This window comes from Streptococcus sp. oral taxon 064 (assembly GCF_001683375.1).
Lineage (GTDB): Bacteria > Bacillota > Bacilli > Lactobacillales > Streptococcaceae > Streptococcus > Streptococcus oralis_S.
Genome location: NZ_CP016207.1, coordinates 440,053 through 453,816, shown reverse-complemented (window position 1 = coordinate 453,816; position 13,764 = coordinate 440,053). Strand labels below are relative to the sequence as shown.

The following is a 13,764-nucleotide window of genomic DNA, read 5'->3' as shown; positions in this document are numbered from 1 at the left end:
AAGCGTCAAACATTAGCACAACGAAAGGTGACATTATGAATCAAATTTTTCCCAATAAATTGGTTAAAGCCTATGTTTATGGTGATACCGTAGAAATGACTACAGCCAACGGCCAACAAGAACAAATTATCAAAGTGATAGAAGGCAAGCGTTACGTAAATCTTGAGACCGGAGAAATTCACGCTATGGATACTTCCAGTAGTACACGACTCGATAATTTGAAGTCTACTAAACAGACTATGAAAAAACTACGCCGTCTAGTAGCTCATAATTTTACGGGAGGTATCAACCAGTTATGGATAACGTTGACTTATCGAGACCATGTTACCGATCCGGCTATAGTTTACATGGATTTCAAAGCGTTCATTCGACGCATTCGTAATCAGTTTGGAAATGTTGATTATATTACGGTCATTGAACCACAAGCTAGTGGAAGGTGGCATTTGCATGTGTTATTAAAGAACGATTCCGAACTAACAATTCCTAACAATGACCTTGCCAAGATGTGGGGGAAAGGTTTTACAAAGACCAAGAGGTTAAAGAGAGCTGATAAGGTTGGGAATTATTTGATTGCTTATTTGTCTAATTTGCAGATAGGTGATGAGGGTTCACAAAACAAAGCAATTATAAAAGGTGCGCGCCTATACATGTACCCCAAGGGTATCAGAATTTATCGAACTAGCAGAGGAATTAAAAAGCCTTTGGAAATGACAACAACAAAGGGTGAGCTTATGGAAACTTATAAAATTAACAGTCCTCCGACATTTTCACGTACTACAAAACATGATACTCCTTATGGTGTGAAAGAATATACTACCGAGTTTTATGATAACATAAAAGCCTGTCAGACACTTTTAGCGGAGCAACTGACAAGCTAAGTAGGTAATAAAAGAGAATCTCTTTTACCATCCCTATTATATCAGAATAGGAGAAATTTATGAAAAATATATATAAAAGCAAGAAAGGGATTACGGAATTATTTGATGTTCCGTTAAAAACCTTAAACAATGATCTAACAGAAATGCGAAGAAATGAAAAATTCCAAGGATACATTTTGAAGCCTTCTCATAAGAGAGTATATATAAATGTTGAAGGTTATAAGGAATTTCTTCTTTATAAACAAAAGAAATATGAGGAAGCTATGTAGTTATGTTATAATTAAGCTATGCTACATAGCTTTCCTTTGCTTTAAAAGTACAAGGAGAAGAAATGTTTTTTAAAAAATTAGATAATGGTAAATACCGTTATTATGAGAAATTCTATCATGAACGAGAGGGAAAGTGGAAGCAAGTCTCTGTGACTCTAAAATCAAAATCTAGAGTTTCTCAAGCAGAAGCAAAACGTCGTTTAGCGCTAAAAATCGAAAAACTTCTAACCGCCCCTACAAAAGAGGAAGTTGAAAAGAAACAACTAGAAGAAATGATTTTTAGTCAACTATTGGAAGAATGGAAAACGATTCGTTCCAGTGAGATAAAATCTTCTAGTTATAGAAGTGAGATGAAAAGTTTAGAGCTTTTCATGGGAGCAGTAGGAAATTTGAGAATATCAGATTACACCACTCAGCTAGTTCAAACATATCTAATGAATTTGAATGTTCAAAATTCAACAAGAAAAAATCGAAAAATATACTTGAATGGTATCTTTGATTATGCTGTAAAGGTCGGATATATTTCTGACTCACCAGTTAAAGGGGTGGTAATTCCGAAGCAGAAAGCAGACTATGAGAAGTTGCAAAAAGCTAAGGATAATTTCATTAGTAGAGAGGAACTAGGACAGGTTTTATCGTATTGTGAAAGTCACAATAAAGATAAGCGTTATGCTTTGGCAATGGAATTTATCTTTTTAACTGGTCTTCGTTTTGCAGAGTTTATAGGGGTTCGCTATCAAGATGTAAACTTCAAAGCGAATCTTTTAACAATTGATCATACAATAGATTATGTTGCTCATGGATATGATGAGAGAATCTTACAGACAACGAAAACAGTAGGTTCTGTCAGGACGATAGTACTAAGTGAACGTTGCTTGGAAATTATCGAGTACTTTCGTAGTAACTGTTTTGATGAGGAGTTCATCTTTGTGACTGAGCAAGGTAACATTATGAGACAGCCTTTATTATATAGATTTATCAAAAATATTTGTGAAGTAGTGTTGGGTGGGCACAGATCCTATAATATTCACATGCTTAGACATTCGCATATTAGTTTATTGGCTGAACTAGGGATACCCATAAAGGCTATTATGGAGCGAGTTGGACATAGAGATGAATCTATCACTTTAAGGATCTATAGTCATGTAACAAAAAATATACAAGATGAATTGAGAGAGAAACTTAATCAAATTCATCTGTAGATGCTAACCATAGAACTAACCAAGTACTAACCAAAGTGAATAGAAACTAGGGGAAGTATAGGGAAGTATAGAAGAGAGAAAGTCTTTTCTTTTGGTAGCTAAGGAACATTGAGGAAAGAGAAGGAAATATAGTTTGGATATTTTTGATACGCACACACATTTAAATGTAGAAGAATTTGCAGGACGTGAGGCCGAAGAAATCGCCTTGGCTGCTGAGATGGGTGTGACACAGATGAATATTGTTGGTTTTGATAAGCCAACCATTGAACGAGCCCTGGAGTTGGCAGATGAGTATGAGCAACTCTACGCAACTATTGGCTGGCATCCGACGGAAGCAGGGACTTACACAGATGAGGTCGAAGCTTACTTGCTTGAAAAACTAAAACATCCCAAGGTTGTTGCCTTGGGGGAGATTGGTCTGGACTACCATTGGATGACAGCACCTAAGGAAGTACAGGAGCAGGTTTTTCGTCGTCAGATTCAGTTGTCTAAGGATTTGAATTTGCCTTTTGTGGTCCATACCCGTGATGCGCTAGAAGATACTTATGAGATTATCAAGGGTGAGGGCGTTGGTCCTCGTGGTGGGATTATGCATTCATTTTCAGGCTCTTTGGAGTGGGCTGAGAAGTTTGTCGAGCTTGGAATGACTATTTCTTTCTCAGGTGTGGTGACCTTTAAAAAAGCGACGGATATCCAAGAGGCTGCTAGGGAACTTCCTTTGGACAAGATTTTGGTAGAGACGGATGCCCCTTACCTAGCTCCTGTTCCTAAACGTGGCCGTGAAAACAAAACAGCCTACACACGCTATGTGGTGGACTTTATCGCCGACTTGCGTGGGATGACGACTGAGGAGTTAGCCGCAGTAACAACTGCAAATGCAGAGCGTATCTTTGGATTGGACAGAAAGTGATGAAAGAAAAAATTTCCCAAGTCATCGTGGTTGAAGGTCGCGATGATACGGCCAATCTCAAACGTTACTTTGATGTAGAGACCTATGAAACACGAGGTTCTGCAATAAATGACCAGGATATAGAGCGGATTCAGCGCCTGCATGAACTGCATGGAGTCATTGTCTTTACAGATCCAGATTTTAATGGGGAGCGGATTCGTCGCATGATTATGACGGCCATTCCAACAGTACAGCATGCCTTTCTCAAGCGAGATGAGGCTGTTCCCAAATCTAAGTCCAAGGGACGTTCTCTGGGAATCGAACACGCCAGCTATGAAGATCTAAAAACAGCGCTGACTCAGGTGACAGAGCAATTTGAAAACGAGAACGAGTTTGACATCAGTCGTGGTGACTTGATTCGACTAGGTTTCTTGGCGGGAGCGGACAGTCGTAGGCGCCGAGAGTATCTAGGCGAACAGCTCCGCATCGGCTATTCCAACGGCAAGCAACTCCTCAAGCGGTTGGAGTTATTTGGGATAACCTTGGCAGAAGTGGAAGAAGTGATGGCTAAGTATTCAGACTAACGGAGTCAGAAATGAAAAAAGTGATTATTACGGGTGGCAATAGTGGTATTGGCTACCAGTCTGCTAAACAGTTGGCTGAAAAGGGTTGGTCGGTAACTCTCTTTTGTAGACGGAAAGAAGCTGCTGAGCAAGCCTGTGAGGAAATCTGCCAACAAACAGGAAATCCGCATGTAGATTATATCTTGGCTGATTTATCTGATTTGGAGAGTATCAAGAAAGCGGTAGAACAGTATATCCAAAAGGAAGAGACTTTAGATGTTTTAATGAACAATGCAGCTGACTTTGATTTGTCAGTCAAAAAGCCCATCCTGACTAGGGAGGGATTAGAAAAGCAATTTGCGACCAATGTTGTCGCCCCTTTCTTGCTTTCTATCTTGTTGAAAGGTTTGTTGGAAAAATCTGAGCGTGGCCGAATTATTAATATTTCTTCCCAAGGGCTGATGCTTTATCCTTTCATGAAGCTTGATTTTGAAAATTTAACTGGTCAAAAACATTATAGTCCTGCCAAGACCTATTATCAGAATAAACTGGCCTTGTTGATGCTGTCGCTTTATATGCGGAAACATTGGAAAGGTATCAAAATTCAGGCAATCCGTGTGACCAATGTCAAAGTTGATATGCGCCGCTATGATCACCTCAGCGCTTTTATGAAAAATTTGTATAAAATCAAGTCAAGATTTTCAATTAGTCCTGAAGAAATGGCCAAAGTCTACACAGTCTTATCTACAGAAGATGGCCATGACGGTTTTCTGTATGACGAGAAATGCAGGGAAGTAAAAGCAAATAGATCTGCTTACGAAGAAGAGGAGCAAGCAAAACTCTATTTCTTACTTGAACAACTGACATTTTCAAGAGACAATCTATAAAGAATTAGAAAAATAAATTTTATGCTTACTTCAATAGTGGAAAGAAATTTAGATATCGAAATCTGTTTGGAGAGTCCTGAAAAGTGATAACAATAACCAGATAACCCGAAAATATAAGGGGAATGTGTTACAATAGAGGTAATAGCATATGCTTCAACTATGCTCAATACCATGCCTGATAAAAAAAGATAATTGATAAAATCAGCACTTGGGTGAAATTAATGAGGAAAAGCAATGGGAATTTTTGATTTTTTTAAAAAGACAGAAGCACAGAAGACAACAGAAGAAACCAAAGGAGATGCTTGTCTAGGAGTTTTGGGGTTCTTTCCAATGAAAGAAAAGAGGGAATTACTGATTGCTGCGACTTTGGAAGGGAGTTTGACAGTTGGTGATCGTCTTCAGTTTTGCAATCCTGATCAAGGTATGGATACTCTTGAAACTGTAGTTGTAAAAAAACTTACTTGCCAAAACAAAGATGTGAATTCCCTTAGCGATGAGGAGTTAGTTTATCTAGAAATCGATATGCTTCCCTCTCTAGCTAAGTTAAAAAAGGGAAGTGTGCTCTATAGTCCTGGTGTAGATGAAAAAAAGCGTTTATCTAGCTATGCTTATGCTCTCTATCGAGCTTTTGTGACTATTCAAGAAGGTAAAGTAAGCGATGAGGACTATCAGAACCTTAGTCTTGATGATAGTATCGAAATTTTACAGGCTTTTTTATGGGATTGTCGTCAAAAACCAAAAAGTGAAGAGAGCAATCAAGAAAATACTCGTAAGTCAGAGCGTCTAGCAGAAATTGTCAAGGACAAGTTGCTAGAAGCAGATTCGATTTATGCAGTTTATTCAGAAAATACTGGGGAACCTTATCTTTTCTCAACTACATATGATAGAGGTGACGAAGGCTATCTATGCACTGACCCGATGATTATGCTATTTACCCCTCGTTGGTATCATCAGTATAAGGAAACAATTGAAAACCAATTAAAAGTGGTAAAACGGATTGAAAATACGGAAGATAAAAAAGGAATTGAGAATTTTCTTGGAACAGCCTTTTACTTGAATGGTGCTTTAGGAGCATTCTTTAATACCAAAGAAGTTAGTATAAGTTCTTCTATTTTAGTTCAAAAACCAGATTTTTCAGGCTTGCCAGAGATACAAGTTCCTGTTATGAACCCTGATATTGTGAGATGGATGCTTTTGATGGGACAGATGGATAGACCGACTACAGAAGAGGAAGAATTAATTTATAAACTCTATTATAAGTTCTTTTCAATGGCAATGCCAAAAGCTAAATTCCTTCTTCCTATAAATGCATCATCAGGATTTCCTGAACCTAGTCAGGAAAGTAATGCTCATGTTTTAGAAGAATCTGCTACATTTAATCTTCCGACTAGAGAAGGAAAAAATGGACGAAATTCGGTTTCAGTTTTTACGGATTGGAAACGTTTGCGAATGGTTTTCGATGAAAATTGGAGCGCTATGATTGAAAACGCTGGAGGCATGATTGAAATCTTTGACTATGCCATTAACCAGACTGAGTATTATAAAGCGGGTGTTTATGTCAGTGACAAAGCGTTTAAAGAAATGCAACAGTTCAGTGAGGAACTAGAAGGAAGAGCTAAAGGTTGATCAAGGGATGAAAATAATCGTTGATAGAGAGTCTATCTGTATGGGTGATGATGTTCTGCCTCACAAGGTAGAACTTGAAGTTCCTGAGGACATAACAGTAGAGGAATTTTGTGATTTTCTTCAAAAGGACAGATATTTGCCTAGATTGGATACAGAGTGGCTTCTCAGACATGGTGGGCAGACAATAACAAGCTATCATACAGAAACAAAAGAACTGACGAATCCCAATATCTATTTAAAAGACCTGATTCATCAGACTTCTAGAGGAAACGAATTTGTTTGGATATATCGCCGTTCCTATTAGAAAAGAGAATAAATGATTTTCTTAAAAGATAATGAATGAAAATTAGAACAATATGCATTGATTTTTTGACAACAAGAGGCAATCTAAACAGTTGGCCCTGTTTGGAGTGACTTTGACGGAAGGCAAAGCCTTCATAAAAATGGTGAAAGGAAACGATATGGCAAATAGAAGCTATATTTATTTAAAAAACGGGAAAGACGTACGTATTTTAACAGAGGGAGTTTACACCATTCCTTATTTTTGGCAATTATTTTGGGATGAAAAAGATGTGCGAATGCCTAATATTCTATGGAAAAAATTTAATATCTTACTTCCTATTGAAAAATTTCAGAAAAAGGCCACCCAAAACCGCTCCTTTTTAGAAAAGAACGCTCCTCAGACCTTGCAACTATATGATGATTTTGTTCGCTATATTCTTGCAAATGTCAAAGCAGGTGACATGCTAGGATTTGATGTTTTAGAAGTTGCTGACATGGATGGATTGACTACAGCTTCGCGTAAGCTTATAAAAAATATCCGAGCCATTCAGGAAAATCAACCCCAAGAATTGGATTTTTCTTTAACAGAAAAGAACGTAATTTGGTCTGCTATGGGATTTCCTGATTATTATGCCTCAAAATTATTGCCAGAAGATAATATTCTAGACTCGGTTGCATACCAAGATGAGTTGAAGAAAATGCAAGGCCCAAAAGATACTCAAGAACAAGACCAAGAAGAAAAACAAGCACAAGGTCAAGAAGAGAACCAAGAACAAGAGCAATATCAAGAAGACGAGCAAGCGCAAGGCCAAGAAAATAAACAAGCACCACGCAAAGAAGATGAGCAAGTGCTCGATGAGACTGGTGCCGAATCCAAAGATGACGAGTACCATATTCCTTTGAGATTTTGGTTTCTCTTGGTGCTGGTAATTATTTGGATTTATAGATTGTTTTTAGCTAACAAGTAGAAAAGAGAATACATGAGAATTGCAGATTATAGCGTGACCAAGGCAGTGCTGGAACGTCACGGTTTTACCTTTAAAAAGTCCTTCGGACAAAATTTTCTGACCGATACCAATATCCTTCAAAAAATTGTGGATACGGCTGAAATTGATGACCAAGTCAATGTCATCGAGATTGGGCCAGGAATTGGTGCCTTGACGGAGTTTTTAGCTGAGCGTGCAGCTCAAGTCATGGCATTTGAGATTGACTACCGCTTGGTACCAATCCTAGCGGATACTTTGCGGGATTTTGACAATGTGACTGTAGTAAACGAAGACATACTAAAAGTTGACTTGGCCCAGCACATCCAGAATTTTAAAAATCCTGACTTGCCAATCAAAGTAGTAGCCAACTTGCCATACTATATCACGACTCCTATTCTCATGCACTTGATTGAAAGTGGTATTCCTTTTAGTGAGTTTGTCGTCATGATGCAAAAAGAAGTGGCGGACCGTATCTCAGCACAGCCAAATACCAAGGCTTATGGTAGTTTGTCGATTGCGGTGCAGTATTATATGACAGCCAAGGTTGCCTTCATCGTGCCTCGTACGGTCTTTGTGCCAGCGCCAAATGTGGACTCAGCCATTTTAAAAATGGTGCGCCGTCCAGAGCCTGCTGTAACAGTAAAAGATGAGAACTTCTTCTTTAAGGTTTCCAAGGCTAGTTTCACCCATCGTCGCAAGACCTTATGGAACAACTTAACAGGCTACTTTGGCAAGACTGATGAAGTCAAGGACAAGCTGACCAAGGCTTTGGACCAGGCAGGCTTATCTCCATCTGTGCGTGGGGAAGCTCTCAGCTTGGAAGAGTTTGCCAGTCTGGCAGATGAGCTTAAAGGACAAGGACTCTAAGATGCAGGGACAAATCATTAAAGCCTTGGCGGGCTTCTATTATGTGGAGAGGGATGGTCAAGTTTACCAGACACGCGCGCGTGGAAATTTCCGTAAAAAAGGTCATACACCTTATGTCGGAGACTGGGTAGACTTTTCTGCCGAGGAAAATTCCGAAGGTTATATCCTCAAAATTCATGAACGGAAAAACAGTCTGGTTCGTCCACCTATTGTCAATATTGACCAAGCTGTGGTGATCATGTCCGTCAAGGAACCGGACTTCAACAGCAACTTGTTGGATCGTTTCTTGGTTCTTTTGGAACACAAGGGCATTCATCCCATCGTCTATATTTCCAAAATGGATTTGCTGGAAGATAGGGAAGAATTAAGTTTTTACCAACAAACCTATCGTGCCATTGGTTACGACTTTGTGACTAGTAAGGAGGAGCTCCTGCCTTTGTTGACAGGAAAAGTGACGGTCTTTATGGGGCAGACAGGTGTTGGGAAATCAACCCTCCTCAATAAAATCGCACCAGACCTCAATCTTGAAACAGGAGAAATCTCAGACAGCCTGGGTCGCGGTCGTCATACCACTCGAGCTGTTAGTTTTTACAACCTCAATGGGGGTAAAATCGCGGACACACCAGGCTTTTCATCACTGGATTATGAAGTGTCAACGGCTGAAGACCTCAATCAGGCCTTTCCAGAGATTGCCAGTGTCAGTCGAGACTGTAAATTCCGTACTTGTACCCATACCCATGAGCCGTCCTGTGCGGTTAAGCCAGCTGTAGAAGAAGGAACCATTGCAACCTTCCGTTTTGACAACTACCTGCAATTTCTCAGTGAAATTGAAAATCGCAGAGAAACCTATAAAAAAGTCAGCAAAAAAATTCCAAAATAAGGAGAAACCTATGTCTCAATACAAGATTGCTCCGTCAATTCTGGCAGCAGATTATGCCAACTTTGAACGTGAAATCAAACGCCTAGAAGCAACTGGGGCAGAGTATGCCCATATCGATATCATGGATGGTCACTTTGTATCACAAATCAGTTTTGGTGCAGGTGTGGTTGAAGCTCTTCGCCCCCATAGCAAGATGGTCTTTGACTGCCACTTGATGGTAGCTAATCCTGAGCATCATCTAGAAGATTTTGCGCGTGCGGGAGCGGATATCATCAGCATTCATGTGGAAGCAACACCTCATATCCATGGTGCTCTTCAAAAGATTCGTTCTCTAGGTGTCAAACCTTCTGTTGTCATTAACCCTGGTACGCCGGTTGAAGCTATCAAACACGTACTTCACCTAGTTGACCAAGTCTTGGTCATGACAGTGAATCCTGGCTTCGGCGGGCAAGCCTTTCTACCTGAAACCATGGATAAGATTCGTGAGTTGGTTGCCCTTCGTGAGGAAAAAGGTTTGAACTTTGAGATCGAAGTCGATGGTGGGATTGATGATCAAACCATTTCTCAGGCCAAAGAAGCTGGAGCAACCGTTTTTGTAGCAGGATCCTATGTCTTTAAGGGAGATGTCAATGAACGAGTGCAAACTCTCAGAAAACAATTGGACTAGGGTTGCCGTTTTTGCCGGCGGAGATCGCGGTCATTATCGGACGGATTTTGATTGCTTTGTCGGTGTGGATCGAGGCTCGCTCTGGGTCTTGGAAGAAGACCTGCCTCTGGCTCTAGCAGTTGGGGATTTTGATTCGGTGACTGCAGACGAACGTCAGATGATTCAAAAACGTGCCCAACATTTTGTTCAAGCCCAGCCAGAAAAAGATGATACAGATCTGGAATTGGCTCTCTTAACCATCTTTGAGCAAAATTCTCAGGCTCAGGTGACTATTTTTGGGGCTTTGGGTGGTCGTATTGATCATATGCTGGCTAATGTCTTTCTGCCTAGCAATCCCAAGTTGGCACCCTATATGCGCCAGATAGTGATTGAGGATGGGCAAAATGTGATTGCCTATTGTCCAGAAGGAACCAGTCAGCTAGAGCCCCGTTCAGACTACGATTATCTAGCCTTTATGCCTGTTCGGGATAGCCAGCTGACTATTCTTGGTGCCAAGTACGAATTGACAGAGGAAAATTTTTTCTTTAAAAAAGTGTACGCTTCTAACGAATATATAGATAGGGAAGTTTCGATAACTTGCCCAGATGGCTATGTCGTCGTGCTGCATAGCAAGGACAGGAGGTAGGATGGAGGCTGTATTATTACTATTATTAATTGCCAACCTAGCTGGACTCTTTCTCATTTGGCAAAGGCAGGATAAGCAAGACAAGCACCTAGCCAAGAGTTTGGAGGATCAGGCAGACAATCTTTCAGATCAACTGGATTACCGCTTTGAACAAGCCAGACAAGCCGGTCAGCTGGATCAAAAAGATTTGGAAGTGGCTGTCAGCGACCGTTTGCAAGAAGTGCGAATGGAGTTGCACCAAGGCCTGACGCAAGTCCGTCAAGAAATGACAGATAATCTGTTGCAAACTAGGGACAAGACCGACCAACGCCTTCAAGCCCTGCAAGAATCAAATGAGCAACGTTTGGAACAAATGCGTCAGACAGTCGAGGAAAAGTTGGAAAAGACCTTGCAGACGCGCTTGCAGGCTTCCTTCGAGACCGTTTCCAAACAACTGGAGTCGGTCAACCGAGGTTTGGGAGAGATGCAGACAGTTGCCCGCGATGTTGGTGCCCTCAACAAGGTTCTCTCTGGGACCAAGACGCGAGGGATTCTGGGAGAATTGCAACTGGGGCAAATTATTGAAGATATCATGACACCTGCCCAGTACGAACGAGAATTTGCAACGGTTGAAAACTCTAGCGAGCGAGTAGAGTACGCCATCAAGTTACCTGGCCAAGGCGACCAGGAATACGTCTATCTACCAATTGACTCCAAGTTTCCACTAGCGGATTATTACCGCTTGGAAGAAGCCTATGAAGCAGGTGATAAGGACGAGATCGAACGATGTCGCAAGTCACTCCTAGCAAGCGTCAAGCGCTTTGCCAAGGATATCAAGAGCAAGTATCTGGCGCCGCCTCGAACGACCAATTTTGGAGTCTTGTTTGTTCCAACAGAAGGACTTTACTCAGAAATCGTCCGCAATCCTGTCTTCTTTGATGATTTGAGACGGGAGGAGCAGATTATTGTTGCTGGTCCAAGTACCCTATCAGCCCTGCTTAACTCTCTATCAGTTGGCTTCAAGACTCTCAATATCCAAAAGAGTGCCGACCATATCAGCAAGACTCTTGCCAGCGTCAAGACCGAGTTTGGCAAGTTCGGAGGCATTCTGGTCAAGGCACAAAAGCATCTCCAACATGCCTCTGGCAATATTGATGAATTATTAAACCGTCGTACCACAGCTATCGAGCGGACGCTCCGTCACATTGAGTTATCAGAAGGTGAGCCTGCGCTTGATCTACTCCATTTCCAAGAAGATGAGGAAGAATATGAAGATTAGTCACATGAAAAAAGATGAGCTGTTTGAAGGTTTTTACCTGATCAAGTCAGCTGACCTGAGACAGACGCGTGCTGGGAAAAACTACCTAGCCTTTACCTTCCAAGACGATAGTGGCGAGATTGAAGGAAAACTCTGGGATGCTCAGCCTCATAACGTTGAGGCCTTTACTGCAGGGAAAGTGGTCCACATGCAAGGGCGCAGAGAAGTTTATAATAATACTCCTCAAGTCAATCAAATCACGCTTCGTTTACCTCAGCCTGGGGAACCCAATGATCCAGCTGACTTCAAGGTTAAATCTCCGGTTGATGTCAAGGAGATTCGTGACTACATGTCGCAAATGATTTTCAAGATTGAGAATCCTGTCTGGCAGCGTATCGTTCGCAGTCTCTACACCAAGTATGATAAGGAATTCTACTCTTATCCAGCTGCCAAGACCAACCACCATGCCTTTGAGACGGGTTTGGCCTATCATACAGCAACCATGGTGCGTTTGGCAGATGCCATTAGCGATATCTATCCTCAGCTCAACAAGAGCCTGCTCTATGCGGGGATTATGCTGCACGACTTGGCTAAGGTTTTAGAACTCAGTGGTCCCGATCAGACGGAGTATACAGTGCGAGGAAATCTCCTTGGACATATCGCCCTGATAGATAGTGAGATTACCAAGACCGTCATGGAACTGGGCATCGATGATACTAGAGAAGAAGTGGTGCTACTGCGCCATGTCATCCTCAGTCATCATGGCTTGCTAGAGTATGGAAGTCCAGTCCGTCCACGCATTATGGAGGCAGAGATTATCCATATGATTGACAATCTAGATGCCAGCATGATGATGATGTCAACAGCTCTAGCTTTGGTGGACAAAGGAGAGATGACCAATAAAATCTTTGCTATGGACAATCGTTCCTTCTATAAACCAGATTTAGATTAATGATTTAAGAAAAACGAGCATTTTTTACGCAATAATGTTCGTTTTTTTATGTGAATGTGGTATAATGGATAAAATATCAAAATTAAATGGAATGGTAAATAAAAATGAAATTAAGAAGAAGTGATCGGATGGTTGTCATTTCCAACTATTTGATTAATAATCCATACAAACTAACAAGTCTCAATACCTTTGCAGAAAAGTACGAATCTGCTAAATCATCGATTTCAGAGGACATCGTGATTATCAAGCGTGCCTTTGAGGAAATCGAAATCGGTCATATTCAGACTGTGACTGGAGCAGGTGGTGGCGTTATTTTTACACCATCAATCTCAAGCCATGAAGCCAAAGAAATGATCGCAGACTTGCGTGACAAACTTTCAGAAAGCGACCGTATCTTGCCAGGTGGTTATATCTACCTGTCTGATTTGCTCAGTACACCTGCCATTTTGAAAAATATTGGGCGCATCATTGCCAAGAGCTTTATGGACCAAAAAATCGATGCCGTTATGACAGTAGCAACAAAAGGTGTGCCACTCGCAAATGCAGTTGCCAATGTCCTCAATGTTCCATTTGTCATTGTGCGCCGTGATTTGAAAATTACCGAAGGTTCAACGGTCAGCGTCAACTATGTTTCAGGTTCCAGCGGTGACCGCATTGAGAAAATGTTCCTTTCAAAACGCAGTCTCAAGGCAGGCAGTCGTGTCTTGATCGTGGATGACTTTTTGAAAGGCGGCGGAACGGTCAACGGGATGATTAGTCTCTTGCGTGAGTTTGATTCAGAGTTGGCTGGTGTTGCAGTCTTTGCAGACAATGCCCAAGAAGAACGTGAAAAGCAGTTTGATTACAAGTCACTCTTGAAAGTAACCAATATTGATGTTAAGAACCAATCCATCGATGTTGAGATTGGAAATATCTTTGACGAAGACAAATAAGAGATAGAACTAAAGGTTGGAA

The 13,764-nt window shown here is 41.1% G+C and carries 15 protein-coding genes and 1 pseudogene; all 16 read left to right on the top strand.

The window, feature by feature from the left end:
• The first annotated feature begins 35 nt into the window (after nucleotides 1-35).
• The 16 genes and pseudogenes from AXF18_RS02180 (at nucleotide 36) to purR (ending at nucleotide 13,742) form a co-directional block, all read left to right on the top strand.
• Nucleotides 36-886 (top strand): annotated as a pseudogene (locus AXF18_RS02180) (replicative protein).
• A 51-nt stretch (nucleotides 887-937) separates the two neighbouring features.
• On the top strand, nucleotides 938-1,147 hold the full coding sequence (locus AXF18_RS02175; protein WP_033585487.1) for a hypothetical protein: 210 nt from the start codon (nucleotides 938-940) through the stop codon (nucleotides 1,145-1,147).
• Between the two features lie 62 nt (nucleotides 1,148-1,209).
• Nucleotides 1,210-2,349: a site-specific integrase gene (locus AXF18_RS02170; protein ID WP_033585488.1), complete on the top strand. Its 1,140-nt coding sequence runs from the start codon at nucleotides 1,210-1,212 to the stop codon at nucleotides 2,347-2,349.
• A gap of 139 nt (nucleotides 2,350-2,488) precedes the next feature.
• A complete protein-coding gene (locus tag AXF18_RS02165; RefSeq protein WP_065371933.1) occupies nucleotides 2,489-3,259 on the top strand; it encodes a TatD family hydrolase in 771 nt (256 codons plus the stop codon).
• Nucleotides 3,259-3,822, top strand: a complete 564-nt coding sequence (gene rnmV / locus AXF18_RS02160) for a ribonuclease M5 (protein WP_049500576.1) — start codon at nucleotides 3,259-3,261, stop codon at nucleotides 3,820-3,822. Before AXF18_RS02165 ends, rnmV begins: the two co-directional genes overlap by 1 nt.
• An 11-nt stretch (nucleotides 3,823-3,833) precedes the next feature.
• Entirely contained in the window at nucleotides 3,834-4,688 is an 855-nt protein-coding gene (locus AXF18_RS02155) for an SDR family NAD(P)-dependent oxidoreductase (RefSeq protein WP_049500574.1), read from the top strand.
• Nucleotides 4,689-4,922: 234 nt separating this feature from the next.
• Nucleotides 4,923-6,314 (top strand): SseB family protein, encoded by a 1,392-nt coding sequence (locus AXF18_RS02150; RefSeq protein ID WP_049500572.1) that lies wholly within the window; start codon nucleotides 4,923-4,925, stop codon nucleotides 6,312-6,314.
• A gap of 7 nt (nucleotides 6,315-6,321) precedes the next feature.
• Nucleotides 6,322-6,618, top strand: a complete 297-nt coding sequence (locus AXF18_RS02145) for a hypothetical protein (RefSeq protein WP_049500571.1) — start codon at nucleotides 6,322-6,324, stop codon at nucleotides 6,616-6,618.
• Nucleotides 6,619-6,775: 157 nt separating this feature from the next.
• The gene (locus AXF18_RS02140; RefSeq protein ID WP_049500586.1) at nucleotides 6,776-7,564 is read left to right on the top strand and encodes a hypothetical protein; all 789 of its coding nucleotides are present in this window, start codon (nucleotides 6,776-6,778) and stop codon (nucleotides 7,562-7,564) included.
• Between the two features lie 12 nt (nucleotides 7,565-7,576).
• Entirely contained in the window at nucleotides 7,577-8,449 is an 873-nt protein-coding gene (gene rsmA, locus AXF18_RS02135; protein WP_049500569.1) for a 16S rRNA (adenine(1518)-N(6)/adenine(1519)-N(6))-dimethyltransferase RsmA, read from the top strand.
• Nucleotide 8,450: 1 nt separating this feature from the next.
• Nucleotides 8,451-9,329, top strand: coding sequence for a ribosome small subunit-dependent GTPase A (gene rsgA, locus AXF18_RS02130; protein WP_049550084.1), 879 nt, complete (start codon nucleotides 8,451-8,453; stop codon nucleotides 9,327-9,329).
• 10 nt (nucleotides 9,330-9,339) lie between these two features.
• The gene (rpe, locus tag AXF18_RS02125; RefSeq protein ID WP_049501601.1) at nucleotides 9,340-9,996 is read left to right on the top strand and encodes a ribulose-phosphate 3-epimerase; all 657 of its coding nucleotides are present in this window, start codon (nucleotides 9,340-9,342) and stop codon (nucleotides 9,994-9,996) included.
• Nucleotides 9,959-10,621: a thiamine diphosphokinase gene (locus AXF18_RS02120; protein ID WP_049550059.1), complete on the top strand. Its 663-nt coding sequence runs from the start codon at nucleotides 9,959-9,961 to the stop codon at nucleotides 10,619-10,621. Before rpe ends, AXF18_RS02120 begins: the two co-directional genes overlap by 38 nt.
• A 1-nt stretch (nucleotide 10,622) precedes the next feature.
• Nucleotides 10,623-11,879: a DNA recombination protein RmuC gene (rmuC, locus tag AXF18_RS02115; RefSeq protein WP_049550060.1), complete on the top strand. Its 1,257-nt coding sequence runs from the start codon at nucleotides 10,623-10,625 to the stop codon at nucleotides 11,877-11,879.
• The gene (locus tag AXF18_RS02110) at nucleotides 11,869-12,810 is read left to right on the top strand and encodes a 3'-5' exoribonuclease YhaM family protein (RefSeq protein ID WP_000703207.1); all 942 of its coding nucleotides are present in this window, start codon (nucleotides 11,869-11,871) and stop codon (nucleotides 12,808-12,810) included. The genes rmuC and AXF18_RS02110 overlap by 11 nt, the downstream gene beginning before the upstream one ends.
• Before the next feature lie 104 nt (nucleotides 12,811-12,914).
• Entirely contained in the window at nucleotides 12,915-13,742 is an 828-nt protein-coding gene (purR, locus tag AXF18_RS02105) for a pur operon repressor (protein WP_002874197.1), read from the top strand.
• The last annotated feature ends 22 nt before the right edge of the window (nucleotides 13,743-13,764 follow it).

Excerpts from the sequence above, each read along its gene's own strand:
- AXF18_RS02175 (WP_033585487.1), top strand. The coding sequence starts at position 938 with ATGAAAAATATATATAAAAGCAAGAAAGGGATTACGGAATTATTTGAT.
- AXF18_RS02170 (WP_033585488.1), top strand. The coding sequence starts at position 1,210 with ATGTTTTTTAAAAAATTAGATAATGGTAAATACCGTTATTATGAGAAA.
- rnmV (WP_049500576.1), top strand. The coding sequence starts at position 3,259 with ATGAAAGAAAAAATTTCCCAAGTCATCGTGGTTGAAGGTCGCGATGAT.
- AXF18_RS02155 (WP_049500574.1), top strand. The coding sequence starts at position 3,834 with ATGAAAAAAGTGATTATTACGGGTGGCAATAGTGGTATTGGCTACCAG.
- AXF18_RS02150 (WP_049500572.1), top strand. The coding sequence starts at position 4,923 with ATGGGAATTTTTGATTTTTTTAAAAAGACAGAAGCACAGAAGACAACA.
- AXF18_RS02145 (WP_049500571.1), top strand. The coding sequence starts at position 6,322 with ATGAAAATAATCGTTGATAGAGAGTCTATCTGTATGGGTGATGATGTT.
- AXF18_RS02140 (WP_049500586.1), top strand. The coding sequence starts at position 6,776 with ATGGCAAATAGAAGCTATATTTATTTAAAAAACGGGAAAGACGTACGT.
- rsmA (WP_049500569.1), top strand. The coding sequence starts at position 7,577 with ATGAGAATTGCAGATTATAGCGTGACCAAGGCAGTGCTGGAACGTCAC.
- rsgA (WP_049550084.1), top strand. The coding sequence starts at position 8,451 with ATGCAGGGACAAATCATTAAAGCCTTGGCGGGCTTCTATTATGTGGAG.
- rpe (WP_049501601.1), top strand. The coding sequence starts at position 9,340 with ATGTCTCAATACAAGATTGCTCCGTCAATTCTGGCAGCAGATTATGCC.
- AXF18_RS02120 (WP_049550059.1), top strand. The coding sequence starts at position 9,959 with ATGAACGAGTGCAAACTCTCAGAAAACAATTGGACTAGGGTTGCCGTT.
- rmuC (WP_049550060.1), top strand. The coding sequence starts at position 10,623 with ATGGAGGCTGTATTATTACTATTATTAATTGCCAACCTAGCTGGACTC.
- AXF18_RS02110 (WP_000703207.1), top strand. The coding sequence starts at position 11,869 with ATGAAGATTAGTCACATGAAAAAAGATGAGCTGTTTGAAGGTTTTTAC.
- purR (WP_002874197.1), top strand. The coding sequence starts at position 12,915 with ATGAAATTAAGAAGAAGTGATCGGATGGTTGTCATTTCCAACTATTTG.